The 24,823-nt window shown below is 64.5% G+C and carries 24 protein-coding genes; 10 read left to right on the top strand and 14 right to left on the bottom strand.

From position 1 onward, the window contains the following. Positions 1 to 17 precede the first annotated feature (17 nt). Positions 18 to 404 (top strand): DUF1987 domain-containing protein, encoded by a 387-nt coding sequence (locus ACCD07_RS09865; RefSeq protein WP_176650940.1) that lies wholly within the window; start codon positions 18 to 20, stop codon positions 402 to 404. Then, on the top strand, positions 404 to 1,162 hold the full coding sequence (locus tag ACCD07_RS09860; RefSeq protein WP_176650941.1) for a GGDEF domain-containing protein: 759 nt from the start codon (positions 404 to 406) through the stop codon (positions 1,160 to 1,162). The genes ACCD07_RS09865 and ACCD07_RS09860 overlap by 1 nt, the downstream gene beginning before the upstream one ends. Here ACCD07_RS09860 and ACCD07_RS09855 read toward each other — a convergent pair. Beyond that, a complete protein-coding gene (locus ACCD07_RS09855) occupies positions 1,146 to 2,096 on the bottom strand; it encodes a 2-hydroxyacid dehydrogenase (RefSeq protein WP_176650942.1) in 951 nt (316 codons plus the stop codon). The genes ACCD07_RS09860 and ACCD07_RS09855 overlap by 17 nt on opposite strands. Before the next feature lie 118 nt (positions 2,097 to 2,214). On the opposite strand from ACCD07_RS09855, the gene ACCD07_RS09850 reads away from it, so the two are divergent. Further along, entirely contained in the window at positions 2,215 to 7,281 is a 5,067-nt protein-coding gene (locus ACCD07_RS09850) for a response regulator (RefSeq protein WP_413447227.1), read from the top strand. A 106-nt stretch (positions 7,282 to 7,387) separates the two neighbouring features. Then, positions 7,388 to 7,642, top strand: coding sequence for an NHLP-related RiPP peptide (locus tag ACCD07_RS09845; protein WP_176650944.1), 255 nt, complete (start codon positions 7,388 to 7,390; stop codon positions 7,640 to 7,642). A gap of 31 nt (positions 7,643 to 7,673) precedes the next feature. On the opposite strand, the gene ACCD07_RS09840 is transcribed toward ACCD07_RS09845, so the two are convergent. Next, a complete protein-coding gene (locus tag ACCD07_RS09840) occupies positions 7,674 to 8,831 on the bottom strand; it encodes a putative peptide maturation dehydrogenase (protein WP_413447226.1) in 1,158 nt (385 codons plus the stop codon). 52 nt (positions 8,832 to 8,883) lie between these two features. Further along, a complete protein-coding gene (locus ACCD07_RS09835) occupies positions 8,884 to 9,474 on the bottom strand; it encodes a 2'-5' RNA ligase family protein (protein ID WP_176650946.1) in 591 nt (196 codons plus the stop codon). Between the two features lie 76 nt (positions 9,475 to 9,550). On the opposite strand from ACCD07_RS09835, the gene ACCD07_RS09830 reads away from it, so the two are divergent. Together ACCD07_RS09830 and ACCD07_RS09825 are read left to right on the top strand one after the other, a co-directional pair. Next, positions 9,551 to 9,931, top strand: a complete 381-nt coding sequence (locus ACCD07_RS09830; RefSeq protein ID WP_176650947.1) for a BlaI/MecI/CopY family transcriptional regulator — start codon at positions 9,551 to 9,553, stop codon at positions 9,929 to 9,931. Further along, positions 9,918 to 11,135 (top strand): M56 family metallopeptidase, encoded by a 1,218-nt coding sequence (locus ACCD07_RS09825; RefSeq protein ID WP_413447225.1) that lies wholly within the window; start codon positions 9,918 to 9,920, stop codon positions 11,133 to 11,135. The genes ACCD07_RS09830 and ACCD07_RS09825 overlap by 14 nt, the downstream gene beginning before the upstream one ends. Here the strand turns inward: ACCD07_RS09825 and ACCD07_RS09820 are convergent, their stop codons facing one another. From ACCD07_RS09820 to cyoA, 7 genes are read right to left on the bottom strand one after another with little or no spacing between them, the layout of a single operon-like run. After that, positions 11,136 to 11,678: a response regulator transcription factor gene (locus ACCD07_RS09820; RefSeq protein ID WP_176650949.1), complete on the bottom strand. Its 543-nt coding sequence runs from the start codon at positions 11,676 to 11,678 to the stop codon at positions 11,136 to 11,138. After that, on the bottom strand, positions 11,668 to 13,044 hold the full coding sequence (locus ACCD07_RS09815; protein ID WP_176650950.1) for an ATP-binding protein: 1,377 nt from the start codon (positions 13,042 to 13,044) through the stop codon (positions 11,668 to 11,670). Before ACCD07_RS09815 ends, ACCD07_RS09820 begins: the two co-directional genes overlap by 11 nt. After that, the gene (locus ACCD07_RS09810) at positions 13,045 to 13,821 is read right to left on the bottom strand and encodes an SURF1 family protein (protein ID WP_413447224.1); all 777 of its coding nucleotides are present in this window, start codon (positions 13,819 to 13,821) and stop codon (positions 13,045 to 13,047) included. Continuing rightward, a complete protein-coding gene (gene cyoD / locus ACCD07_RS09805) occupies positions 13,818 to 14,219 on the bottom strand; it encodes a cytochrome o ubiquinol oxidase subunit IV (protein WP_353398535.1) in 402 nt (133 codons plus the stop codon). Before cyoD ends, ACCD07_RS09810 begins: the two co-directional genes overlap by 4 nt. Further along, the gene (gene cyoC / locus ACCD07_RS09800; protein WP_176650953.1) at positions 14,216 to 14,845 is read right to left on the bottom strand and encodes a cytochrome o ubiquinol oxidase subunit III; all 630 of its coding nucleotides are present in this window, start codon (positions 14,843 to 14,845) and stop codon (positions 14,216 to 14,218) included. Before cyoC ends, cyoD begins: the two co-directional genes overlap by 4 nt. Beyond that, entirely contained in the window at positions 14,838 to 16,838 is a 2,001-nt protein-coding gene (gene cyoB, locus ACCD07_RS09795) for a cytochrome o ubiquinol oxidase subunit I (RefSeq protein ID WP_176650954.1), read from the bottom strand. The genes cyoC and cyoB overlap by 8 nt, the downstream gene beginning before the upstream one ends. Before the next feature lie 2 nt (positions 16,839 to 16,840). Further along, a complete protein-coding gene (gene cyoA, locus ACCD07_RS09790) occupies positions 16,841 to 17,836 on the bottom strand; it encodes a ubiquinol oxidase subunit II (protein WP_413447223.1) in 996 nt (331 codons plus the stop codon). Positions 17,837 to 17,980: 144 nt separating this feature from the next. On the opposite strand from cyoA, the gene ACCD07_RS09785 reads away from it, so the two are divergent. Then, entirely contained in the window at positions 17,981 to 19,333 is a 1,353-nt protein-coding gene (locus tag ACCD07_RS09785) for an MFS transporter (protein WP_176650956.1), read from the top strand. Between the two features lie 973 nt (positions 19,334 to 20,306). Here ACCD07_RS09785 and ACCD07_RS09780 read toward each other — a convergent pair. After that, positions 20,307 to 20,675, bottom strand: coding sequence for a LysR substrate-binding domain-containing protein (locus ACCD07_RS09780; RefSeq protein ID WP_413447222.1), 369 nt, complete (start codon positions 20,673 to 20,675; stop codon positions 20,307 to 20,309). 158 nt (positions 20,676 to 20,833) lie between these two features. Between ACCD07_RS09780 and ACCD07_RS09775 the strand changes: the two genes are divergently transcribed. Genes ACCD07_RS09775 through ACCD07_RS09765 form a run of 3 tightly spaced genes read left to right on the top strand, consistent with a single transcriptional unit; the run spans position 20,834 to position 22,056 of the window. Continuing rightward, positions 20,834 to 21,361 (top strand): glycine zipper 2TM domain-containing protein, encoded by a 528-nt coding sequence (locus ACCD07_RS09775; RefSeq protein WP_353403486.1) that lies wholly within the window; start codon positions 20,834 to 20,836, stop codon positions 21,359 to 21,361. Between the two features lie 37 nt (positions 21,362 to 21,398). Next, positions 21,399 to 21,911, top strand: a complete 513-nt coding sequence (locus ACCD07_RS09770; RefSeq protein WP_413447221.1) for a glycine zipper 2TM domain-containing protein — start codon at positions 21,399 to 21,401, stop codon at positions 21,909 to 21,911. Between the two features lie 22 nt (positions 21,912 to 21,933). Further along, positions 21,934 to 22,056 (top strand): hypothetical protein, encoded by a 123-nt coding sequence (locus tag ACCD07_RS09765; protein ID WP_353403484.1) that lies wholly within the window; start codon positions 21,934 to 21,936, stop codon positions 22,054 to 22,056. 578 nt (positions 22,057 to 22,634) lie between these two features. Here ACCD07_RS09765 and ACCD07_RS09760 read toward each other — a convergent pair. From ACCD07_RS09760 to ACCD07_RS09750, 3 genes are read right to left on the bottom strand one after another with little or no spacing between them, the layout of a single operon-like run. Continuing rightward, entirely contained in the window at positions 22,635 to 23,303 is a 669-nt protein-coding gene (locus ACCD07_RS09760) for a MipA/OmpV family protein (protein WP_353403483.1), read from the bottom strand. 26 nt (positions 23,304 to 23,329) lie between these two features. Next, on the bottom strand, positions 23,330 to 24,565 hold the full coding sequence (locus ACCD07_RS09755; protein ID WP_413447220.1) for a beta-ketoacyl-[acyl-carrier-protein] synthase family protein: 1,236 nt from the start codon (positions 24,563 to 24,565) through the stop codon (positions 23,330 to 23,332). Then, on the bottom strand, positions 24,562 to 24,807 hold the full coding sequence (locus tag ACCD07_RS09750) for an acyl carrier protein (protein WP_353403481.1): 246 nt from the start codon (positions 24,805 to 24,807) through the stop codon (positions 24,562 to 24,564). Before ACCD07_RS09750 ends, ACCD07_RS09755 begins: the two co-directional genes overlap by 4 nt. Positions 24,808 to 24,823: the final 16 nt, after the last annotated feature.

Here is a 24,823-nt window from a genome sequence, read left to right as displayed (position 1 = left end):
AAAGTACTGGAACAGTTATGGAACCACTATTCATCGGCGCCTCGCCAACCTCGCCGGAAATCGACTTCCGCTTCGACCAGCACACGCTGTCGATCAAGGGCGAATCCTATCCGGAAAACGCCGCCGCCTTCTATGGCCCGCTGATCGCCCGCGTGCAGGCCTTCCTGGACGGCTGCAAGGACAGCAGCATCACCGTCAACGTCTCGCTGGCCTACTTCAACAGCTCCAGCACCAAGATGCTGTTCGCCTTCTTCGATGCGTTGAACAAGGCCGCCATCGCCGGCAACCACGTGCGGCTGAACTGGTACCACGACGAGGACGACGACACCATCCTCGAATTCGGCCAGGAACTGCGGGACGATTTCGACGCCCTCGATTTCCACGATCATGCTGTGAGCAACTGATGATGACCATCCCGGGCCGCGAAGAAGCCGACCTGTTCGCGCTGGAAAGCGCGGCCTTGGCCAACGCCAGGGCGGCCCACGCCGATCCGCAAGCCGACGCGCGCGCGGCGCTGTCCGAGATGATCGTCCACTACGAGCGCCTGATGCGCGAGAGCCGCCGCCTGATACGCCGCAGCGACCGCGCCGAACTGGATATGAACCAGATGAACCGCCAGCTGCACGAACTGGCGCAGCAGCTGGAATACCGCGCCACCCACGATCCGCTGACCGGCGCGCTGAACCGCGCCGCCGTCATCGAGCAGGCCACCGGCTGCCTGCAGCGCGGCGACATGGCGCTGATCGTGCTCGACATCGACCATTTCAAGTGGGTCAACGACGACTTCGGCCACCCGGCCGGCGACGCCGTGATCCAGACGGTGGTCTCCTGCCTGCAGGCGCTGCTCGGTCCCGAGGTGGCGATAGGCCGCGTCGGCGGCGAGGAATTCTCGGTGGTATGGCCGACCAGCTCCGCCGACGAGGCGAAGGCCGTGGCGGCATCGGTCTGCGACGCCATCGCCGACCAGGTGTTCGCGCCCCCGATCAACCGCCAGATCACCGCCAGCGTCGGCGTCAGCTGGAACCCCGCCGGCACCAGCTTCGAACTGGCCTACGGCCGCGCCGACGAAGCGCTGTACGCCGCCAAGCGCGCCGGCCGCAATTGCGTGAAACTGCACTGCCAGCTGCCGCCGGCGTGCGCCCCGGCTAAGGAACCGGCGTAAGCGGCGGCTGGCCGCTGAAATAGGCGCGCAGGTTGTCCACCACCAGTTGTCCCATCGCGTGGCGCGTCTCCACGGTCAGGCTGCCGACGTGCGGTGCCAGCACCGTGTTGTCCAGTTCACGCAGCGCCGCCGGCACATGCGGCTCGTTGTCGAACACGTCCAGCGCCGCCATGCCCAGCGTGCCCTCCTCCAGCGCCGTGATCAGCGCCGCCTGGTCGACCAGGGAGCCACGCGCGATGTTCACCAGCGTTCCCTCCGGTCCCAGCGCCGCCAGCACTTCGGCGTTCACCGCATGCCGGGTGGCCGCGCCGCCCGGTGCGCACACCACCAGGTAGTCGCTGGCCTGCGCCAGCTCCAGCAACGAAGCGCAACGCTCCACCGCCGCACCTTCGATCGCGCGCGGCTGGAAATACATGGTCCGCATGCCGAACGCGGATGCCCGCGCCGCCACCGCCTGCCCGATGCGGCCGAAGCCGAACACGCCGCATACCTTGCCGCGCAGTGCCCGCGTCGGCGCCAGCGGCATGCCGCGTTCCCACGCGCCGCTGCGCACATGGCGGTCCAGCGCCGGCAGCCGCCGCGCCGCCGCCAGCAGCAGCGTCAGTGCCAGATCCGCCACATCCTCGGTCAGCACACCGGGAGTATTGGTAACAAAAATACCACGCGCGCGGGTCACGTCCAGCGCCACCGCGTCGACGCCGATGCCGTTGACGGCGACGATTTCCAGCCGCGGCAACTGCTCCAGCAGCGCCGGGCCGATGCCGATCACGCCGGTGGTCAGCACCCCGCGCACCCCGGGCGCCACGCCGGCAAGCCAGTCCGGCTGGGCCTCGCAGGGCTGGCGCCACAGATGATGGCAGTGAAAATGCCGCTCCAGCTGGGCCATGACGTCGGCCGACGGGCTGGCCGCCAGCACCAGCAATTCTGGTTTCATATTGATATCTTTATCCATTTGTCGATTGTACAAGCACCACGGCGATCCCGTTGCTTTGCATGGACTTTCTGTCGCCGATTCCGTATGCTGGAAGCTACCTTCCGGAGTGCGCCCCGATTTGAACATTCACGCCCTCACACCGCATGTCTGTACAAGCGCCCGGCGCTGGCTGGCGGCCGCGCTGGCGTGCTGGCTGCTCGCTTGCGGTTATGCCGCCGCCAGTCCGGAACGCTGGGGCAAGCTGGCCACGCCGCTGTTCGAGCACCTGGGCCTGGAACAGGGCCTGCCCAATCCCGTCGGCATGGCGCTGGCGCAGGACGGCGACGGCTTTATCTGGATCGGCACCCAGGCCGGCCTGGCGCGCTGGGACGGTTACCATATGCGCAGCTTCCGCCACGATGCCGGCGTCTCCACCTCGCTCCCCGGCGATTTCATCCAGGCCCTGCACGCCGACGCGCGCGGCCGCCTGTGGATAGGCACCGCCGCTTCCGGCCTGGCCATGTTCGACCGGCACAACGAGCACTTCGTCCGCGTCAACGATGAGTTGAGCCGGGGCGCCGTCAGCGCGATCGCCAGCGACGCCAGGGGCAACCTGTGGGTGGGCACGTCGTCCGGCCTCAAATACTACGACGCGATCCAGGGCACGGTACGGCGCTACACCCACGAGGAATTTCCGGGACTGCCCGACAACCAGATCCGCGCGCTGCTGATGGACCGCGCCGGCAATCTGTGGATAGGCTCCGGCACCGGCCTGTCACGCCTGAAGGCCGGCGCCGAGCCGCTCTCCCCCACCATCGCCACCATCGCCATCGCCGCCGAGGGTCATGGCGGCTGGAGCGACACCGTGATGTCGCTGGGTGAAAACAGCCGCGGCCAGATCGCCTTCGGCACGCTGAAAAGCGGCATCGGCGTGGTCGACGCCGATGCCGACAGCGGCCGCATCGTCGGCATCAAGGGCGTCAGGGATCCCCAGGCCAACATGGTGCTGGCCGTGACGGAGACCGTGCCAGGCACCTGGTGGGCCACCACCTACGGCGGCGGCGTGGTCGAATATATCCCCGCCAGCGGCCAGGGCGGCCGCATCCTGCACCAGCCGGCGGTGTCGTTCAGCCTCAGTAACGACCGCACCGCCGCCCTGCTGCGCGACCGCAGCGGCATGGTGTGGGTGACCACGGAGCGCGGCGTCGACATCTACGATCCGCACAGCGAGAGCATCGATTCCGTTTTTGGCGGCGAAGGCGCGCAGGAGTCGGCCGTCAGCGCGTTGATGAACGACCAGCACGGCCAGGTCTGGATCGCGCTGGCCGACCAGGGCATCGACATCGTGCTCCCCGACGGCAGCCGCCGCGCCGCGCTGCGGCCCGACCCCTCCCAGCCGGAAAGGGCGCTGCCGAACCGCATGGTGCTGGCGCTGGCCGAAGCCGACCCCGGCGAGGCGTGGATCGGCACCCAGCTTGGTCTCTACCGCACTTCCGGCAAGGCGCACAGCGTCAGGCGCGTGGCTCTGCCGCAGGCCAACAACCCGTATCCGCGCATCGGCACCATCCTGCTGCGCAAGGGCGAGCTGTGGCTGGGCACTTTCGAAGGGCTGCTGCGCTACGATCCTGCCGCCGGCACCATTCAGCGCTACGTCCAGGGCCCCGCCGAAAGCGGCGGCCTGACCGACAATCGCATCCACGCCGTCATCACCGACGCCGACGGCACGCTGTGGGTGGCCACCCGCAACGGCTTGAACCGGCTCGATCCGGACACCGGCAAGGTCGAACAGATCCGCGCCAATCCCGGCCTGCCCGGCGCGCTGTCGGAGCCGGTGATCAGTTCCCTGGTGCTCGATACGCGCGGCCGGCTGTGGGTCGGCACCTACGGCGGCGGCATCTGCGTGATGACGGGGCGCGATCCGCGCGGCGTGCCGCAGTTCGAACGCATCGGCATGGCCGACGGGCTGACCGCCGGCACCATCATGTCGCTGCAGGCGGACCCGGTTGGCCGGATCTGGGCCGCCACCTCGGACAGCATCGCCGTGATCGACGCCGGCACGCTCAAGGCCCGCGCGCTGACCCGCGCCGACGGCCTGGCCTTCCGCACCTTCTTCATCGGCGCCAGCACCGTCACGGCGGAACGCGACCTGGTGTTCGGCGCCACCTCCGGCATGGCGGTGGTCTATCCCGGCCGCCTGAACGACTGGGGCTACCGTCCCCCGCTGGTCATCAGCGCGGTGCGGCTGGACCAGCACGTGCTCACGCCGGACCAGCTGGACAACCAGCAGGGACCGACGCTGACGCTGCATCCGCACAACCAGAGCTTCGAGGTGGAGCTGGCGGCGCTGGACTACTCGGCGCCGCAGCGCAACCGCTACGCCTATATGCTGGAAGGCTACGACAGCCAATGGGTGGAGACCGACGCCAGCCGCCGGATCGCCAGCTACAACCGTCTGCCGCCGGGCAGCTACCTGCTGCGCCTGCGCGGCAGCAACCGCGAGGGCTTGTGGAACGCCGCCGAGCTGTCGCTGCGGGTGGTGGTGCTGCCGGCATGGCACCAGACCTGGTGGGCCTATGCCGGCTACTTCCTGGCCGCCTGCGCGCTGACCTGGGCGCTGGTGCGCTGGCGCGTGCGGCAGCTGCACCGCACCGGCATCGCATTGCAGGCGCTGGTGTATTCGCGCACGCAGCACCTGGAAAAACTCAACGCCATCGTCAAGTCGATCAACGAGCAGCTCGATTTCGACGCGCTGCTGCACACCATCCTGCACGAATCGACCGTCATCAAGGGCGTCGATACGGCGCTGGCGCTGGTGCGCGAGGCCGGCACCGAAACCCTGAGCCTGCGCGCGGCCTGGGGCCGCATCGACGCCGCATCCGCTGCTGATACTTACCGCATCTCCCTGCGCCAGGCCGAGCAGAGCTACGCTCCGCCCGACTGCATGATCGCGCCCGACATCTTCGAAGTCCATCACAAGCAATCGCTGCCGGGAGACGTGTGCGCGCTGCTGGCGGTGCGCGTGGTGATCGACGGCCAGGTCGAAGGCTATCTGATTTTCGAAAACTACCAATACCAGGCCAGCTTCGAGGCCAGCGATCTCGATCTGCTGAAGGCGCTGAAGGAACCCTTCGTCTCGGCCTACCAGAAGGCGCGCGCGCTGCGCATGATCGAGCAGGCACGCGCCAACGCCGAAGCGGCCACCCGCGCCAAGAGCGAGTTCCTGGCCAATATCAGCCACGAGATCCGCACTCCGATGAACGCCATCCTCGGCTTCGCCGGCCTCGGCACCCATCTCGACCTGCCGCCGCAGCCGCTGGACTACTTCCGCAAGATCGGCCGCGCCGGCCAGAGCCTGCTGGAGATCATCAACGACGTGCTGGACTTCTCCAAGATCGAGTCGGGCAAGCTGGAACTGGAGGCGCTGCCCTTCGACCTGCCCGACACGCTCAACCAGCTGGCCGACCTGTTCTCGTGGCGCGCCGCCGAGCGCGGACTGGAGCTGGTGATCTGGGCCGCGCCGGACGTGCCGTCCAACCTGCTGGGTGATCCGCTGCGCCTGAGCCAGATCCTGGTCAACCTGGTCGGCAACGCGCTCAAGTTCACCGCGCGCGGCCACATCGAGCTGCGCGTGGAGCTGGACAACGCCGACGGCCTCGGCCTGATCGACGGCGGCGACGGCCAGATCGGCGTGCGCTTCACCGTCGAGGACAGCGGCCTCGGTATCAGCCAGGAGCAGCAGGAGCGCCTGTTCCAGGCCTTCGCCCAGGCCGACGCCAGCACCACGCGGCTGTACGGCGGCACCGGCCTCGGACTGGCGATCTCGCAGCAACTGGTGCGCAAGATGGGCAGCGTGATCCAGGTCGACAGCGAACCCGGCGTCGGCAGCAGCTTCAGCTTCACCGTGCGGCTGCAGCCCGCCGCAGACCAGAGTCCGCGCCTGCCCTCGCTGCCGTCCGCCGTGCACGGCAAGCGCGTGCTGGTGGTGGACGACAGCGAAGCGGCCCGCCACATGATGCGGATCCAGCTGGCCAGCCTGGGACTGAGGGCGCGCACCGTGGCGTCGGGCGCGGCGGCGCTGGCGGCGCTGCAGCTCGATCAGTACGACCTGCTGATGATGGACGCCGACATGCCGGACATGGACGGCATCGAAACGCTGCGCCGCATCGCACAGGACAGTGAGCAGAACGGCGGACAGCCACCGCCGGCGGTGCTGATGGTGACCGCCTATGCGCGCGAGCACAACGCGCAGGCCGCCGAACAAAGCCGCGTCATGCCCTTCCTCGACAAGCCGGCCAATCCCTATCTGCTGCGCACCGCGCTGCTGTCCGCGCTGGGGCTCGATGCCGGCCAGCCGGCCGTCAAGATACCGGCGGCGCCGTCGCTGGCGGTGCAGCGCATCCGCGGTTCGCTGGTGCTGGTGGTGGACGACAATTCGATCAACCAGCAGGTCGCCAGCGAGGTGCTGCAGCGCGCCGGCGTGCGCGTCGAGCTGGCCGGCAGCGGCGCCGAGGCGGTGCGCATGACCGCCGCCGGCGCCTACGACGCGGTGCTGATGGATATCCAGATGCCGGACATGGACGGCTACCAGGCCACCGCCCTGATACGCGAAGACGAAGCCCATGCCCGGCTGCCGATCATCGCGATGACCGCGCATGCGGTGGCCGGCTATCGCGAACGCTGCCTGGCGATGGGGATGAACGACTACGTCACCAAGCCTATCGATCCCGACACCCTGTACGCGGTGCTGGCCACCTGGGTCGAGCCGCACGCCGAGCGCGCGCCGCCGGAGCCGCAGCTGCAGCCGCCGCCCGAGGCGACAGAACCGGCCAGGCTGCGCGCCGGCATCGACGTCGACGCGGCATTGGCGCGGCTGGGCGGCAACGACATGCTGTTGTCACGCCTGCTGATCCAGTTCGCCCACGACGCCGGCACCGGTTTGCAACAGATTCAACATGCAATCCACTCCGGCGACTTTGCGGCGGCGGCCGATTTGGTGCATAAAATCCGCGGCGCGGCCGGTAATATTTCGGCAACGGAGTTGTTCGAAGCGTCAAGCACGCTGGAGACCTGCCTCAGAGAGCAGCCATCCGCCCATCCCGATTTACTGGCTGCTTTCATGCAAGCTTTTGATGTCGTTATGGAAAGCGCGCGCATCGATCTGGCCGAACAAGAATCGGCGGCGGCCGAATTGGTGCAGAGTCCCTAGCAAGACGATAGGTGCAATAAGACTTGAGCTTCGGCAATCTTTGGCCTACGATGAACTTGCGTTTTGAACGCGACGTATCCAACCACTACCACACGAAAGGTTAGACATGGCCACGCATTCCCCGCAAGATCTCGATCTGCTGCTCTCCAAACTGTCCGGCGACGACGGCTTCCGAATGAGCTTCCTGAACGATCCGCAAATGGCGCTGGGCACGCTGGGCATCCAGCTCGACGCCGCCAGCATTCCATCGCTGCGCAGCCTGCCGTCGAAAGAAGTGTTCGCCGCCAGCCGCCACGCCATCAAGGGCAAGCTGGAAAACGCCGCCGGCGCGATTCCCTTCTTCCTGTCCGGTCAGCGTTGAACGGCCATCGGCCCCGCATGGTAGCGCGGGGTCAAGGCTCGTAACGCATCTCCACCGTATCCTGCGCCCCGGACGCCATTCCGCAGCCGCAGACGGCGACCACCATGTCCTTCAGGGGATCGAGCCCAAACGCCCGCTCGATATCCACCTCGTTCACCGCCGCCGTCACAAAGGCCGGCATCCCCGCTTCGGTCGCCAGCAGATAAAAGGTCTGCGACAGATGACCCGCATCCAGCAGCAAGGCGCGATAGGCCTTGGCGTGATTGCGGTACTTCCAGAAATTGCGCTCCACGCGCGCGGCCAGCACGATCATCATCGGCGCATCGACAAACCAGTCCTGGTCGGCCACCATGCGCATCGCCAGTTCCGCCGTTTGCGCGGTATCCATCGCCGTCAGCGGCTCCAGCGCGTGACGTACCGGATGATAGTGATACAGGCCCGGCGCCACGCCCTCGACGCGCTGCGCCATCACATAGACTTCGGTCGGATGCAGGCCGCCGGCCGAGGGACTGAGTTTTTTCAGCACGAAGGCGTCGGGCGCCATTTCGCGTTCGCCCTGCGAGCCGAAGGCGCGCTGCAGCAGGCGCGAGGCGGTGGCCATGGGCAGCACGGCGGCGCCGTCGAAATTGCGGCCGGTGTAGCGCTGGAACAGCGTGTCGTCCAGCCGCGCGCGTTCGGGCGGCGGCAGCATGATGGCCTGGCCGTCGGCGCAGCGCTCGATCGCCGGACCGGGCGGCGTGCCATATGACACCACGAGTTCTTCGAAGCTGGGGAATTGCATGCCCTTGTCGACCCGCATGTCGCCCCAGCGGCTGAACATATGGGCGGCGGCGGACAAGGGGCGCCAGTGCTGCGAGCGCAGCGTCTCGTCGCGTTCGCGGAAGGCCGCGCCGGTGGCGTCGTCCGCGTCGTCGCCGATCAGCAGGCCGGCCTGCAACAGCCGCGCGACGTTATCCGCGCCGTGGCGCTCTTCGCAGCCGGCGCGATCCTGCCACAGCGTGAAGCCGATGCCGCCCAGCGCGGCCATCTCCGGCAAGGTCACCTCGACCTCCTCGCCCAGGTGCGGCGCCAGCGCGACCCAGCGCATCGTCGCGCCCAGCGCGCCCTCGCCGGCGAACAGCGAGGTCCAGTCGATATCGAGATCCTCGCGGGGCTCCAGGAACAACACAGCGCAACGTCTGATCAGCATGATGGACACTCACCTTGTGGATATCGACAAGGTTAAAGTATCACAAAAAACCTCAGCCTTCGAGCGTCCAGCGCGCCAGTGTGGTGTAGGGAAGGTTTTGGCCTATCTGGCTGTGCACCAGCACCAGTTCGCGCACCGTCCATTCGACCGGCGCAACCGCTTGCGGCTTGACAGTCACATCGTCGTACAGCAGCGTGATGTGGGCCGTATAGCCGGGCGGGTTGCCCGGCAGGCCGGCCTTCAGCAGCGCCTGCGCCAGCTGCTTGTACAGCGCCCCCAGGCCGACCACGCCGTCGACGCCGCCCAGCACGAACGGCCGGTGGCGGCTGCGGTTGACGAAGGTTTGCACCATGTCGAAGCGGACGGTGAACGGCGCGGTGGCCGACGCCACCGAGGCGGCGGCCTGCCCCGCCCGCGCAACCAGCGCATCGGGCATGTGCGGAAAGTCGCCGAGATTGCACAGCGTGGCATGCAGCTTGCCATCGGCAATCGGCTTGCCGCGCAGGCCGTGCTGCTGCGTCAGCTCAGCCGTCAGCGTCTTGATCCGCGCGACGGCGCCGGCATCCGGCAACGCCGCGAAAAAGATCCGGTCGGTCAGCTGCGGTTCCGGCTCAAAACCCGGCAGTAAAGTCTGTTGTGTCATGGGGTCTAGTATAACGCTTGACGGCATCGATTACACATGTAATCATTTAAGCGATTACAACTGTAAACGAATAACAATGAAAGCTCTACCGCACATCAGCGAGGCAGAATCGGTCGTGATGGAGGCGCTATGGTCGCATAGTCCACGCGGCGCCGACGAGGTCGCGGCCGCCATCGGCCCGGACCGCGCGTGGCAGGAATCGACCATCAAGACCTTGTTGAACCGGCTGCTGCGCAAACACGCCGTCAAGGTTGTGAAGGACGGGCGGCGTTACCTGTATTCGGCGGCCATCACCCGCGAGCAATGGCTGCACAGCGAAAGCAAGGGCTTCCTCGACAGGCTGTTCGACGGGCGGGTCGCGCCGCTGGTTGCGCATTTCAGCCGCCATCGCAAGCTGAGCAAGGCCGATATCGCGGAACTCAAGCGGCTGATTGGAGAGCTTGATGACGACAAATGAGTTGTCGCCGCTGCTCGCCGCGCTGGGCCGCTCCACCGTTGCGGCCAGCCTGGCCGTGATTGTCGTCATGGCGATGCGACGGCCTTTGCGCAGTCTGACAGGCGCCGGCGCCGCCTATGCGCTCTGGCTGGCCGTGCCCTTGTGCGCGCTGGCCACGCTGATGCCGGCGCCAGCCGTCGACGCCGTGTACGCGCCAGTGTCCATCCTGCCGGCGCTGCGCCAGGCGGCCGGGCCGGTCATTGCTGCCGGCGCGCGGCCGTTTGCCGGCACGGCGACACTGTTCCTCTGGCTATCCGGCGCCATTGCCGCCGCCATGCGCCAGGCCAGCCTGCAGCGCCGCTTTGCGCGCGGGATCGGCCGCCTGAGTCTACGCGGCGACGGCGCCTATACCGGTCAAGGCTGCACCGGGCCGGCGCTGGTCGGCATACTGCGCCCGCTGGTGGTGGTGCCGGCCGATTTCGACCACCGCTATTCGGCGACGGAGCGGGAATTAATCCTGGCGCACGAGCGTGCCCACGCGCGAAGGCACGACCCGCTGGCCAACGCCGCATGCGCGGTGCTGCAATGCCTTTGGTGGTTCAATCCGCTGATACACCTGGGGGCACGCCTCATGCGCATCGACCAGGAGCTGGCGTGCGATGCCGACGTAATGCGCAGCCATCCCCGCTCCCGCCGCGCCTACGCCGGCGCGATGATGAAGTCACAGCTGGCGGCGGACAGCTTTCCGCTGGCATGTCAATGGCAGTCCAACCATCCACTGAAAGAGAGAGTCATGAACCTGAATCGCCGCACCACCTTCGCCGCTCGCGCAACTGGCCGCATTCTGCTCGCCGCCGTCATGATAGGCGCCAGCTACGCGTCATGGGCCGCGCAGCAACAAGCGTCCGCAAGCCAGCTCTATAACATCGCGCTGAAACTGAATGCCGACGGATTGGACATTTCGCCCCGCCTGCTCGTCCATGCAGGCGAGAAGGCGGCGCTCGCCGTCGGCGAGGGCGCGCAACAATGGAAAGCGAGTTTTCTGGTCACCGCGCAGAAGCCGGGCACGGTGTACGTCGCCACAACCACCGTCCACGGCGGGGAACAGGTCGGCCAGCATGACTTGCTCGTCGCACTTGGCGATCAGGCCGGGATCAAGGTCGCCACCGACAACGGTGGTGCGCTGGAGATGAAAATCGTCGTCACCGAGGCACCGGCCAAGTAGTTATTTGACGCGCTGCTTTTCCAGCTTGCGCGCAAGCGTGCGGCGGTGCATGCCGAGGCGGCGCGCGGCTTCGGAGATGTTGAAATCGGTCTCGGCCAGCACCGCGTGGATGTGCTCCCACTCCAGCGTCTTGACCGACGTGGTGCGGTTGCTCAGCTCGAGGCCGGCCGCGCCGGCCACGTGCTCGAAGGCGGCTTCGATGTCGTCGGTGTTCGACGGCTTGGCCAGGTACTGGCAGGCGCCCAGCTTGATCGCTTCCACCGCCGTGTTGATGCTGGCGAAACCGGTCAGCACCACGATCAGCATCTCGGCATCGTGCTGGTGCAGCATCTGCACGCAGGCCAGTCCGGAGGAATTGCCCTTCAGTTTCAGGTCCACCACCGCGTAGCCCGGCGCATTGTCGACCAGCAGTGCGCTGGCTTCGTCCACGTTCTCGGCCAGCAGCACCCTGTAGCCGCGCCGCTCGAACGAGCGGCTCAAGGTGCGCGCGAAGGCGGCGTCGTCCTCGACCAGCAGCAACACGCGTTCTTCTTCAGTAGTCATATTGATTCGATTCCGGTTTGATTTCGATCTCGGACAGCGGCAGCGTCAGGCGCACCTGCGCCCCGCCCTGCGGCCGGTTCGACGCCGTGACCGCGCCGCCCAGCGTGCGCGCGACGTTCACGACCAGGAACAGGCCCAATCCCCCGCCCGGCCGGCCCTTGCTTGAGTTGTATGGCTTGCCCAGCTGCGCCAGGATGTCCGGCGCGAAGCCGGGACCGGCGTCCGTCACCTGCAGCACCAGCGCGCCCTCTTCCACGCCGGCCTCCATGCGCAGCCAGTGCGGCGACGCCTCCAACGCGTTGTCGAGCACATTGCAGATCATCTGTTTCAGCGTCGAATCGGATACCACCGGATGATCCGGCGCGATGCGGTTCTCGAATTCGAATTCCACCACCGGCCGGCCGACGCGCCATTCCGCCACCAGGTCGGCCAGGAAGGTGTTGACGGTGGTGGCGGCCGACGATTCGCCCCGCGTCTCGCCGGCCGACAGCAAAATGCCGCTGACGATGGATTTGCAGCGCTTGAGCTGCGTCTGCATCTCGCCGATCTCCTCCAGCAGCACCGGGTTGCCTTTGAACTCAGGCATGTGCTGCCAGTCGCCCAGGATCACCGCCAGCGTGGCCAGCGGCGTGCCCAGTTCGTGCGCCGCGCCCGACGCCAGCAATCCCATACGGACGATGTGGTCCTCCTCGGCGGCGCGCTGGCGCAGATCGGCCAGCTTGGTCGCCGTCACCCGCATATTGCGCGTGATGCGGGTGATGAAGATGACCAGCAGCGCCGCATCAAGCACGAAGCAGATCAGCATCCCCTGCACGTACAGGCTGAAGATGCCGCGCGAATGGTCCAGCGGCAGCGGCAGCGGTTCCGAGAACAGCGCCAGCCCGGCGATGCAGGTGCCGGTGACGCCGACGATGGTCCAGGTCGACCATGCCTCCAGCAGCACCGCACCCAGGATCACATGCAGCAGGTATAAGAATACAAAGGGATTGCTGGCGCCGCCGCTCAGGTACAGCTGCGCCGTCAGGCTGGCGACATCCACCGTCAGCGCCAGCAGCAACTCGCTGTTGGAGACCACCTGGTTTTCCTGCCAGCGCAGCGTGCTGGCGATGTTGAAGGCGATCAGGCAGGCCAGCACGTCGAGCATGGCGGGCAGCGGCAGCCGCACGTCGAAGATCATCGTCACGGCGAAGATGGTGGTGATCTGGCCGACCACCGCGATCCAGCGCAGCTGGATCAGTTGCTGCATGTTCTTGTGGCCGGCCGCGTGGGAGATGGTGTTGGCGTGGGCATTCACCGCCGCCAGCGGCTCGATGACCGGCGCGTTGGGCCGCCCCCGGTCGTACGGATTGTCGTTTTTCCTGGCCATTTACGCTTCAGCTGTCTGTGATCGGCGTCCGTCGCGGACGACCCATGCGGCGGCGCCGGCGATCATCAGCGCCAGCGCGTACCAGGTGACAGCATAAACCAAATGGTTGTTGGGGAAGGAAACCACGGTCAGGCCGCCCAGCGGCCCGCCCTCGGCGGCGGCCGCACCCGCATCGGCGTCGACGAAGTACGGCGCCACGGCCGGCAGTCCGCGCGCGCGGGCGATGGCCTGCACGTCGCGGGTGTACCAGTAGTTGCGGGCCGGCTCGTTCTGGCGCAGGCGGCCGGAGACTTCGTTCAGGCGCATCAAGCCGGTGACGGTGACGGGATCGCCGCCGGCGGCGCACGGATTGGCCGCGGCGGCCGGCGGCGCGGGCTGCGGCGCCCAGCCGCCGGAGCCGGCGCGGATAAAGCCGCGGTTGACCATGACGATGGCGCCGTCGTCGCGGCACAAAGGCGTCAGCACCCAGTAGCCGATGCCGCGGTCCAGCGACGCCAGCACCTGCGTGTCCGAGCCGCGCAGGTAGAAACCGCTGAGCTTAACGCGGCGATAATCGTCCGCCTCGGCGCTCAGCTGCGGCCATAGCGCCGCGCCGGGCGCCTCCACCGGCGCCGCGTGCACGCGCTGTTCGACGCGCTCGATCAACGCCAGCTTCCACTGCAGCCGGAACAACTGCCACGTCCCCAAAGCAAAAAACCCTGCAAACATCAACCCGGCCGCAAAGGCCAGGCTGACGCGCAGGGCGCGGGAACGTGGGCGCTGTGCGCCTGCCGTCATTGCATGTCGCGCATGTTGTGCACGTCCGTACCCATGGACGGCATCATGTTGACGTTCATGTGGTACATGACCCAGATCGAACCGGCCAGCACGATGACCAGCAGCACCAGCGTGAACATCGTCGCCAGCAGCGACCAGCCGCCTTCGATCTTGCCGTTCATGTGCAGGAAGTACACCATGTGCACCACTACTTGAACCGCGGCGAAGCCGAGGATGACGGCGGCGGTGGTGCTCGACTTGTCGAACACCTTGTGCATCACCAGCCAGAACGGAATCGCGGTCAGGATCACCGACAGCACGAAGCCGATCGCGTAGTCCTTCAGGCTGCCGTGGGCGCCTTGTTCGTGGCCATGGCCATGGTCGTCGTGGCCGTGGTGGTCGTGATTGTGTGCGCTCATGGCAGGACTCCCATCAGGTAGACAAAGGTAAACACGCCGATCCAGATCACGTCCAGGAAGTGCCAGAACATCGACAGGCACATCAGGCGGCGGTTGTTTTCAGGCGTCAGGCCGTGCTTGGCCAGCTGGCACACCAGCGTGACCAGCCAGATCGAACCGAAGGTCACGTGCAGGCCGTGGGTGCCGACCAGCGCGAAGAACGAGGTTAGGAACGCGCTGCGCTGCGGACCGGCGCCTTCGTGGATCAGATGGACGAATTCGTCCAGCTCCAGGTACAGGAAGGCCAGGCCGAACAGGCCGGTGACCAGCAGCCAGCCGATGGTCGCCTTCACGTTCTTGCGCTGCGAGGCGATCATCGCGAAGCCGTAGGTGATCGACGACATCAGCAGGAAGCCGGTGTTGATCGCCACGGTCGGCAGGTCGAACAGCTCGGCGCCGGTCGGGCCGCCGGCGTAGTTGCGGCCCAGGACCGCGTAGGCGGCGAACAGGCCGGCGAACAGCAGGCAGTCGCTCATCAGGTAGAGCCAGAAGCCCAGCAGCGTGCCGTTCTCCGGGTGGTGTTCGCGCACGTAGTAGCGTGCGCTCGGGTCGGCGCTCACGGCGCCGTTAGCGATAGTTTCAGACATGGGCTTCCAGCAAACGAGTATGCGCTTCTTCGGTGCGGACGACTTCTTCCGCAGGGATGTAGTAATCGCGCTTGTAGTTAAAGGTGTGCGTGATGATGGCGGCCATCATGGCGATGAACGACAGGCCGGCCGGGATCCACATCTGCCAGATCATGCAGAAGCCCAGCGCGAACGACAGCGCCGAGATGATGAAGCCGGCGGCGGTGTTCTTCGGCATGTGGATGGACACGAAGCCGCTGGTCGGACGCTGATAGTGGTTGGCTTTCATGTCGGCCCAGGTATCGCTCTCGTGCACCACGGGCGTGAAGGCGAAGTTGTAGTCCGGCGGTGGCGACGAGGTGGCCCACTCCAGCGTGCGGCCGCCCCATGGGTCGCCGGTGACGTCGCGCAGCTTCTCGCGGTTCTTCCAGCTGACGTAGAACTGCACCAGCATGGCGCCGATGCCGGCGGCGATGATCAGCGCGCCGATGGCGGCGATGACGAACCATTTTTGCAGCGACGGATCGTCGAAGTGGTTCATGCGGCGGGTCACGCCCATGAAGCCCATCACGTACAGCGGCGTGAAGGCGACCCAGAAGCCCACCAGCCAGCACCAGAACGAGACCTTGCCCCAGAACTCGTCGAGCTTGAAGCCGAAGGCCTTGGGGAACCAGTAGTTCAAGCCGGCGAAGCAGCCGAACACCACGCCGCCGATGATGACGTTGTGGAAGTGGGCGATCAGGAACAGCGAATTGTGCAGCACGAAGTCGGCCGGTGGAACTGCCAGCATCACGCCGGTCATGCCGCCGATGGTGAAGGTCAGCATGAAGCCGACGGTCCACAGCATGGGCACGTCGAAACGCACGCGGCCCTTGTACATGGTGAACAGCCAGTTGAAGATCTTGGCGCCGGTCGGGATCGAGATGATCATCGTCGTGATGCCGAAGAACGAGTTCACCGACGCGCCCGAGCCCATGGTGAAGAAGTGGTGCAGCCAGACCAGGTAGGACAGGATGGTGATCACGATGGTGGCGTACACCATCGAGGTGTAGCCGAACAGCCGCTTGGACGAGAACGTCGAGACGATCTCCGAGAACACGCCGAACACCGGCAGCACCAGGATGTAGACCTCGGGGTGGCCCCAGATCCAGATCAGGTTGACGTACAACATCGGGTTGCCGCCGAGGTCGTTGGTGAAGAAGTTGGTGCCGACCATGCGGTCCAGCGACAGCATCGCCAGCGTGATGGTCAGGATCGGGAAGGTGGCGACGATCAGCGCGTTGGTGCACAGCGCGGTCCAGGTGAAGACCGGCATTTTCATCATGCTCATGCCTGGCGCGCGCATCTTGACGATGGTGGCGATCAGGTTGACGCCCGATAGCGTGGTCCCCACCCCGGCCACCTGCAATGACCAGATGTAGTAGTCGACCCCGACGTCCGGCGAGGCGGCGATGCCCGACAGCGGCGGGAACGCCAGCCAGCCGGTGCGGCCGAATTCGCCGACGAACAGCGACACCATGGTCAGCATCGCGCCGAAGGTGGTCATCCAGAACGAGAAGTTGTTCAGGAACGGGAACGACACGTCGCGCGCGCCGATCTGCAGCGGCACCACGTAGTTCATCAGGCCGGTCACCAGCGGCATCGCCACGAAGAAGATCATGATCGTGCCGTGGGCCGTGAAGATCTGGTCGTAGTGGTGCGGCGGCAGCACGCCGGCGTTGTCGCCGAAGGCGATGGCCTGCTGCATGCGCATCATCAGCGCGTCGGCGAAGCCGCGCAGCAGCATGACGATGGCCAGCACCATGTACATGATGCCGATCTTCTTGTGGTCGATGGAGGTGATCCAGTCGCGCCACAGCGGGCCCCACAGGCGGAATTTGAACATGGCGGCCAGCAGCGCGAGGCCGCCGATCGCCACCATGGCGAAGGTGCCGATCAGGATGGGCTCGTGGTATGGAATTGCTTCCAGCGACAGCCGCCCAAAGATCAGTTTGGTCAGGTTGAGATCAGACATGGTCATTCTTTACGGAGTGGTTGGGGCGTGGCGGCGGCGACGTTCGGCGTGCACACGTCTTTCGGCAATTCTTTCGCGGCGGCGGCGGCCTGCATGCGCATGGCGTCCTGCTCCATCTGCGCGTTGATGCAGACCGAGCCTTCGGCCACGCAGCGGTTCAGCACCAGGTCGTACAGGCCCTTGTCGACGCTGCCGAAGTGCATGATCGGATGCTTGATGGTCGGCTTGTCCAGCGCCGCGAACCCGGCGCGGGTCAGCGCGCCGCCGGCGCGGGTCTTCTCGACCCAGCTGTCGAAGTCGGCCTGGCTGACGCCGTGGTACTTGAACTTCATGTCCGAGAAGCCGGCGCCGCTGTAGTTCGACGAGAAGCCGTCATACACGCCGACCTTGTTCATCACCGCGTTCAGCTGCGTTTCCATGCCTGGCATGGTGTAGACCATGCCGGCCAGCGCAGGGATGTAGAACGCGTTCATCACCGACGACGACGTCATGTGGAAGCGCACCGGCACGTCGATCGGGGTCACCAGCTCGTTGACGGTGGCGATGCCCTGCTCCGGGTAGATGAACATCCATTTCCAGTCCATCGCCACGACCTGCACTTCCAGCGGCTTGACGCCGGCGGCCACGGGACGGTTCTCGTCGATGCGGCTCAGCGGACGGTACGGGTCCAGCAGGTGGGTGTAGATCCAGGTGATCAGGCCCAGCACGATGACGATCAGCAGCGGCGCGCCCCAGATCAGCAGTTCGAGCTTGGTCGAGTGATCCCAGTTCGGTTTGTATTCGGCGGCGGTATTGGACTTGCGGTAGCGCCAGGCGAACAAACAGATCAAGAACATAACGGGAACGATAATCAACAGCATCAGCAGGGTTGACACAACAACAAGGTGCGCCTGCTGGGCTGCGATATCCCCGGACGGGTTCAGCACGACCGTATTGCAGCCGGCAAGCCACAACAGCGGTGCGAGGAACAGTCCACGACGAGCGATAGGAGGAATCATGCGGTAATGTACGTTACAGAATATGGATAACATGGTACTGTACCAATCACGGAATGTTCTTGCCATTGGACACTTTGTCCTAGGGTGGCCAGGGCATGACCGTGATAACAATATCAACGCAACAGAGACACAGAGACAGAGATTATGGCCACTACGACTACACCAAACGGCGTCCATGTTGGCGCCCAAGAACCATCTCAGGCCGGTAACGATGCACGCAACATCAATACCCGGGACGACGAACATATTTCTCCCGGCGAAATAGCGGTAGGCGTGGTCATCGGCCGCGCTTCCGAGTATTTCGATTTCTTTGTCTACGCAATTGCTTCCGTACTGGTGTTCCCTTCGCTGCTGTTCCCGTTCGACGGGCGGCTGGAAGGCACTTTGTACGCGTTCACCATCTTTTCATTTGCCTTTATTGCAAGGCCCATCGGCACCGTCATTTCGATGGCCGTGCAGCGCCGCTACGGGCGCGAAGCCAAGCTGACCGGAGCGTTGCTGCTGCTGGGGTCGACCACGGCCGGGATTGCTTTCCTGCCATCATATGCCGACAACGGCTTCAACTCCATCATTATCCTGTCGGCGTTGCGCATCGGCCAGGGCCTGGCGCTGGGCGGCTCGTGGGACGGCCTGCCGTCGCTGCTGGCGCTGAACGCGCCTGAAAACAAGCGCGGCTGGTACGCGATGCTGGGCCAGCTGGGCGCGCCGACCGGCTTCTTCATCGCCGCCGGCCTGTTCTGGTACCTGATCGGCAACCTGAACGACCTGGACTTCATGGACTGGGGCTGGCGCTATCCGTTCTACGTGGCCTTCGCCATCAACGTGGTGGCGCTGTTCGCCCGCCTGCGCCTGACCTCCACCAGCGAATACGCGAAGCTGCTGGAAGAGCGCGAGCTGCAGCCGACCAGCGTGGTCGAGATGGCCAGCTCGCAGGGCCGCAACTTGATCATCGGCGCCCTCGCCGCCCTGGCCAGCTATGCGCTGTTCCACCTGGTGACGGTGTTCCCGCTGTCGTGGATCACGATCTACTCGCCGCGTTCGATCACCGGCTTCCTCGGCACGCAGATGGTGGGCGTGGTGCTGATGGCGGTGGGCGTGGTCGCCTCCGGCCTGATCGCCGACCGCATCGGCCGCCGCCGCACGCTGGGCTCGCTGGCCATCCTGATCGCGGTGTTCAGCGGCTTCGTGCCGATGCTGCTCAACGGCGGCGAGGCTGCGCAGGACACCTTCATCATGCTGGGCTTCGCCTTGCTGGGCTTGTCGTACGGCCAGGCCGCCGGCGCGGTGACCGCCAACTTCCCGGCGCAGTACCGCTACACCGGCGCGGCCTTCACGTCCGACCTGGCGTGGCTGGTGGGCGCGGGCTTCGCGCCGCTGGTGGCGCTGGGCGTGTCGTCGCAGTTCGGCCTGGCGTATGTCGGCCTGTACCTGCTGTCGGGCGCGGTCTGCTCGCTGGCGGCGCTGAGCCTGAACCGCGCGCTGGACATTCGTAACTAAATTTGCCACCAATGTAGCACCGGCCCGGCGGCGCTGTCCGCCGAGCATCCTCTCTTGCGTCTTTTTCTCCCACGTTTCAACCATATGTTCCTAGCTGAAGCAGGCTCCGGAGATGCGACAATTGGTGGTATTTTTTAAGCAACAAAGCTCACTAAAAAATTATTGCAATATGAATTGATACTCCGTGGAACGGATTTACACCGGACGGTATTTTGGTATGCACAATTTGGACAGATGAAATACTTCCTATAGAGATGAACAGGAAAACAGGACGCGCAGATTCGTAAAGCTCGGCACACACCCATAGGTTTAAAAATCCCCTCTCTGAAAACCCACTACCCTCATGAGTATCATCAATATCAGTGCTCGGCCCTGCCCGAGCCCGCCAGAAGATGCTCGCAGAAATAAAAAAGCCCCTGACAATCAGGAGCTTGGTCTCATCCGTTTGCCAGCCAACGCCAGCAGTTACCAGCTACGGAGTCATTCCCACTCGATTATCAATTGGCCCTGTAAGCTACTGACTATTCAAAGGTTTTCCGGCGCCTACATTTTGACGTACCATCAGCGATACCATCAAAGGAAATCGGCAGGACAGCAGATGAGTCGGTGGTGTCTCGACACTACGAATCGCCGGCTGCACTCCCAATGATCACGTTACTCCATCTCGCGCATGGCGGCTCCATCGCCAGCGGGATACGACGAGAACAGTGTTTTTCTTAGCAGCGCGGGTCATATGGCGATGCAAATCCAAAGCTGCGGGGGATCAAAAAACCCTCGCAAAGAAGGCGCTGATTGAATGGGCCGAAATGCGCCGATCCCGCCTGGTTCAGAACGTATAGCGATATGACAGACTGATCTGTATCCGCTCGACTGTAAGCAACTTACCGGTCGCGGTTGACGCTCAGTAGCGCTATCCAGCCCGCCGTAACTCCTCTACCGCATGTTCAACCCATGTTGGGTAACAGGCTCTAGCTCAGTCCGCGTCCCGCGATGACATCGGATGTTTTGTAGCGGATCGTTCCTTCTCTACGTTCGCTAGGACCTCGACAAAAGTCCGTACCTTCACCGGCCGAAAGCGTGCCGATGGAAACACCACTTGGATACCCCCAACGGGCAGGCGCCACTGCGGCAGAACATGAATCAGACACCCCGTTTCAAGATCGTCCCCGATCGCATAATCGGGCAGCACCGACACGCCTCCTCCCTCTCGTACGGCTTCGCGCACAGCCAAGGTGGTATCCAGAAAGATGGACGCTGAAGTACTGACCGAGCGACGTTCAATCTCATTGAATGAGAAATTCCATCGCAACGGCTCCCGTAGAGCGGTATTGTGAATCGCCACGAGTCTGCTAGTGATCCGATCGGTGGTGTCGGATCCATCTCAATAACTCAACACTGTTACACATGCTTACCCAGGAAACGACTTCCGTACATCCCTTTCCCGACTTCAGCCGTTATTGGTATAACGGCGCGACGTCAGCGCCATACCGGAGAACCAAAATGGAAACCACCGCTACCTCGAATCGCATCCACCCACTGATGGCCGCAGCCGCTGTTTCGCTGACCTTAGTCAGCTTGGTCGGCGCTGCGGCGATGGCTGGGCTTTTACCTAACTCCCATGGCGCGGTTGTGACCAGCCCGGCAATGGAAGTGATGAACAATGGCACTTCTGCGCTGGCACAGCAGTCGGCACCAACACCCATCGTGCGGGAAGTTGTTCGATACAGAACCGTAGTACATCATGAATATCCTCGTCGCCGTGACACCGCCTATGACAGCGACCGCACCCCACTGGCACAAGCTGAGCCTGCTCGCGAATATCGACCAGCATCTACTTATCAGCAGCCAGCCCAGGTTGCCCAGAACAGTCCGCTTGGCATCGGTATCGGCGCTCTGGTAGGCGGTTTGGTGGGCAGCCATGTGGGTGGCGGCAACGGCCGCACTCTGGCGGCAATTGCCGGCGCCGTTGGTGGCGGCTACGTCGGTAACGAAATCGCCAAGCACAACCAGTCCTTCGGCCAGCAATAACGCCGGCCCGACTTCAGAAAATACGGGAGGAAGCATCATGAAAATCAGGACCAGATGGGCACTGTTAGCCCTCGCCCTACCAGCTGCAGCTTTTGCCGCCGAATATCAGACCGTCGACCGACCTCGCCAGGAATGCTGGAACGAGCCGGTTCAGGCGCAGCAGCGCGGCGACGACGCCGGTGGCGCAATCATCGGAGGTATTGCTGGCGGCTTGCTTGGCTACCAGGTCGGACATGGGAACGGCCGTACAGCAGCAACGGCCGTCGGTGCAATCACAGGTGCGATGGTCGGCGAGCGTATGTCATCCCCGTCGGGCTACTACACTCAGAATGTGCAACGCTGCAGCACCGTCATTGACCATGTTCAAGTACCTGTCGAAGACGAACCAGCGCAGGTGTGGGTCGAAGAGCAGCCGGTGTACGTACCACGCGCCGAATACTATTACGTCCGTCCAGTCGACCGCGAATATCGGGAACACCGGGACCACGAGTGGCACGAACGGCGACATGAACGTGACGAAGACCATCGTTACCGCGAGCGTGACGACTAAATGACATGGCTCCGCGCGCCCAATGCCTGCGGTAATAATTGAACAGATTACAGTCGCACCAAGCCCAGCGCATTATTGGATTCCGGGCCATTGGAGCTGGCACCATAACGAATGGGAATGGTCACGCGGCCATTGGGAACGATAGCCAGTAGCATCCCTGGCTACATTTATGTAGGTATGCCCTGAGAGTGGTTCTCAGGGCGCGGTGCTCATCGCCCCTGCACATCGCTCAGTGGCTTGCAAGCGGAATGAAATGCCCTCCAGCTGCGAACAGGCCGTATCCCGGTTATTCCATGGCATGTGCGTTTACAAGCTAAACTGAGCCATCGGTTTTGCCCCGCCTGCGAAGCCACGCAACACCGTTCCAAGAGTGACGAGGATACCAACGACGACTTTGCTTCCTTGGCCTCGTACGTCGAATCTATTAGGCCTAGCAACTAGGACTGCGAGAAGCAGGTCCGAAGTAGCGGCGCGCCCCACATGCTCTTTCGTTTCCTGCCCAAGATTCGCACGATGCGTTTCTGCTCGCAGGATTGTTCTGAAAATCCTTGTGTTGGTGGTTCGATTCCGCCCCGGGCCGCCAAGAACATACTTCACGCAACGCCCACTTATGCAAGTGGGCGTTGTCGATTCTTGGATTCGTAGTCCTCGTGTCCGGTCTATTTCCCGTCACAGCTCGCCCCCCAACTTCCTGCATCGATGCTATCACCCACCAACAAGGGTTCAATCGAATCGGTAGCTGAGCGCAAGCAGCCCGGCGTCGAGCGTACGCCGTCGCACCAACGGATTGCTGCGAATGGCGTCGTCCAGCCAGGTACGGCGCAGGTTGGCAATCGCATACCAGCGTCCGCTCAAGTGGGTTTCTATCAGCAGCGCGGCATACGGATTGGTGGCCGAACGGGGCACACCGTCGTAGTAGCGGACGTAGTTGTCCGAGCGATATTCGACGCCAGCCTGCGGATACAAAGCGAAGCGGTCAAGCTCGATTTCCGCCGCATACATCAGGTCGAGCATGGTGCCCCGCGATTTGCCGAGGTCGCGGTAAAGGTTGACCATCAGGGCGCCCACCGGCGTCACCTGCAAGGTTCCCAATCCCAACGGCAGCGAGGAGTTTCGGTGCGCCAGCGGCATCGTGCCGCCGCTATAGCCGTCCTCCAATACCCGGGTTAACAGCTCCAAACTTCCATAGCCTGCCGGCGCCAGTTTGACGCCGAAGGTGTCGATGCGCGCGAAAAACTGCGCGTAATCGAAATTGGCGTACGGAACAGCGCTGCCCCTGCGCGACTGCGCCGGGACCGCAACAGGTGCAACGCTCACCCCCAGCCCGAGATCGCCCACTACATGGGGGGGCGTTTCCTGCGCCTGCGCGCAGCTCGCGTACAGCAGCGCCATCGCGCTCCATCGTACGGGAAACAGCGTCACCGAAAGGCTCCGACGATGAGCGCGACGTTGCTGCCACCGAAGGCAAACGAATTCGACATGGCCGCCTGCAGATCCAGTCCACGCCGGCATTCGCGAGGCACGAAGTCGAGATCGCATTCGACATCGGGCTGGTCGAGGAAGGCTGTCGGCGGCACCATGCCATGGCATACGGCCTGCGCGGTCAACACGAATTCCAGGGCGCCGGCGGCGCCCAGCGTGTGGCCGTGCATGGACTTTGTCGAGCTGACCAACAGCTTGCGCGCCAGCGGGCCAAAGACATGCTTGATCGATGCGGTCTCGGCCAAGTCGCCAGCGGCGGTACCGGCACCATGGGCATTGATGTAGCCTATCGCCGACGGCGGCAAGCCCGACTGCGCCAAGGCCTGCCGCATGGCCCGCGCCTGGCCCTCGGCATCAGGCCTGGTGATGTGGGTGGCATCGTTGCTCGTGCCGTAGGCGACCAGTTCGGCAAGAATGACGGCGCCGCGCGCCTGCGCGGAGGCCAGCGATTCCAGCATGACGGCGGCGCCGGCCTCTCCCAGCACCAGCCCACCGCGTCCGGCAGAGAATGGCCGGCACGAGCGTTCGGGATGGTCGGCATCGAGCGGCGCCAGCACACGCAGGGCATCCCAGGCACTGACCACGCCATAGCTCAACAAGGCCTCCGAACCGCCCGCCAGCACGCGGTCGGCGTAGCCGTGGCGGATATGGCGATACGCTTCGCCGATGGCTTGCGCCGACGATACGCACGCGCTGCTGTAGTTGTTGACGCTCCCCTGAAAGCCGCAATGCAGCGCGATTTGCGCCGCCGCCGCATTGGTCATGCCGGCCACGACGGACATGGGCCGCACCCGGCTTTTGCCTTCGATGAACAGGTCGACATAGCCTGACTCCACGGTGAGCGCGCCACCCATGCCGCTGCCCCAAAACACTCCGCTGCGCTCAGGTTCCACGCCGGCGTCCAAACCCGAATGCGCCAGCGCTTCGCTGGCGGCGGCCCAGCCCAGCAACGAGAAGCGATCGAAGATCGGCAGCTCCGACGGCTTGACCAGCTCGGGCAACGGGTCGCGTATCTGCGCCGCCGGCGTTCCGGGCCGCTGGCGCTCGCCCGCCAGCCGCAACAGGCCAATGCCGCTATGGCCCGCCAGCGCCTGCTCGAAATTATGGTCGGCGCCAACGCCCAGCGCCGAAACGGCCCCCAGGCCGGTGATCACCACGCGTTGCGGGTTCATGCGCTGGCCGCCTTGTTGGCCAGGTAGCGATCGATCTGGTCGGCGATGTCCTGCACCACGTGCAGCTTGGGACGTTCGTCGCCTACCTGGATGCCGAATTCCTCCTCCAGGTCGAAGATAAGTTCGATCACGGTCAACGAATCGGCGCCCAGCGCTTCAAGTTCGGTTTGCGGCTCGATGGTACTCTCCGGTACATCGAGGCTTTTGGCCAGCAGTCTGGCAACAGCGGGGAATGAGCTCATGATAGTCTCCGAAATA

Origin of the sequence: Duganella sp. Dugasp56, from assembly GCF_047304105.1 — a bacterium.
GTDB classification, from domain to species: domain Bacteria; phylum Pseudomonadota; class Gammaproteobacteria; order Burkholderiales; family Burkholderiaceae_D; genus Rugamonas; species Rugamonas hordei.
Note: the sequence above shows the minus strand (reverse complement) of the source record. Positions and strands in the feature narration are given on the sequence as shown.

Excerpts from the sequence above, each read along its gene's own strand:
- ACCD07_RS09835 (WP_176650946.1), bottom strand. The coding sequence starts at position 9,474 with ATGACACAACAGACTTTACTGCCGGGTTTTGAGCCGGAACCGCAGCTG.
- cyoC (WP_176650953.1), bottom strand. The coding sequence starts at position 14,845 with ATGTCTGAAACTATCGCTAACGGCGCCGTGAGCGCCGACCCGAGCGCA.
- ACCD07_RS09810 (WP_413447224.1), bottom strand. The coding sequence starts at position 13,821 with ATGACGGCAGGCGCACAGCGCCCACGTTCCCGCGCCCTGCGCGTCAGC.
- ACCD07_RS09815 (WP_176650950.1), bottom strand. The coding sequence starts at position 13,044 with ATGGCCAGGAAAAACGACAATCCGTACGACCGGGGGCGGCCCAACGCG.
- cyoB (WP_176650954.1), bottom strand. The coding sequence starts at position 16,838 with ATGTCTGATCTCAACCTGACCAAACTGATCTTTGGGCGGCTGTCGCTG.
- ACCD07_RS09830 (WP_176650947.1), top strand. The coding sequence starts at position 9,551 with ATGAAAGCTCTACCGCACATCAGCGAGGCAGAATCGGTCGTGATGGAG.
- ACCD07_RS09775 (WP_353403486.1), top strand. The coding sequence starts at position 20,834 with ATGGAAACCACCGCTACCTCGAATCGCATCCACCCACTGATGGCCGCA.
- ACCD07_RS09825 (WP_413447225.1), top strand. The coding sequence starts at position 9,918 with ATGACGACAAATGAGTTGTCGCCGCTGCTCGCCGCGCTGGGCCGCTCC.
- ACCD07_RS09855 (WP_176650942.1), bottom strand. The coding sequence starts at position 2,096 with ATGAAACCAGAATTGCTGGTGCTGGCGGCCAGCCCGTCGGCCGACGTC.
- ACCD07_RS09860 (WP_176650941.1), top strand. The coding sequence starts at position 404 with ATGATGACCATCCCGGGCCGCGAAGAAGCCGACCTGTTCGCGCTGGAA.
- ACCD07_RS09845 (WP_176650944.1), top strand. The coding sequence starts at position 7,388 with ATGGCCACGCATTCCCCGCAAGATCTCGATCTGCTGCTCTCCAAACTG.
- ACCD07_RS09865 (WP_176650940.1), top strand. The coding sequence starts at position 18 with ATGGAACCACTATTCATCGGCGCCTCGCCAACCTCGCCGGAAATCGAC.
- ACCD07_RS09785 (WP_176650956.1), top strand. The coding sequence starts at position 17,981 with ATGGCCACTACGACTACACCAAACGGCGTCCATGTTGGCGCCCAAGAA.
- cyoD (WP_353398535.1), bottom strand. The coding sequence starts at position 14,219 with ATGAGCGCACACAATCACGACCACCACGGCCACGACGACCATGGCCAT.
- cyoA (WP_413447223.1), bottom strand. The coding sequence starts at position 17,836 with ATGATTCCTCCTATCGCTCGTCGTGGACTGTTCCTCGCACCGCTGTTG.
- ACCD07_RS09770 (WP_413447221.1), top strand. The coding sequence starts at position 21,399 with ATGAAAATCAGGACCAGATGGGCACTGTTAGCCCTCGCCCTACCAGCT.
- ACCD07_RS09820 (WP_176650949.1), bottom strand. The coding sequence starts at position 11,678 with ATGACTACTGAAGAAGAACGCGTGTTGCTGCTGGTCGAGGACGACGCC.
- ACCD07_RS09750 (WP_353403481.1), bottom strand. The coding sequence starts at position 24,807 with ATGAGCTCATTCCCCGCTGTTGCCAGACTGCTGGCCAAAAGCCTCGAT.
- ACCD07_RS09765 (WP_353403484.1), top strand. The coding sequence starts at position 21,934 with ATGCCTGCGGTAATAATTGAACAGATTACAGTCGCACCAAGCCCAGCG.
- ACCD07_RS09760 (WP_353403483.1), bottom strand. The coding sequence starts at position 23,303 with ATGGCGCTGCTGTACGCGAGCTGCGCGCAGGCGCAGGAAACGCCCCCC.
- ACCD07_RS09755 (WP_413447220.1), bottom strand. The coding sequence starts at position 24,565 with ATGAACCCGCAACGCGTGGTGATCACCGGCCTGGGGGCCGTTTCGGCG.
- ACCD07_RS09840 (WP_413447226.1), bottom strand. The coding sequence starts at position 8,831 with ATGCTGATCAGACGTTGCGCTGTGTTGTTCCTGGAGCCCCGCGAGGAT.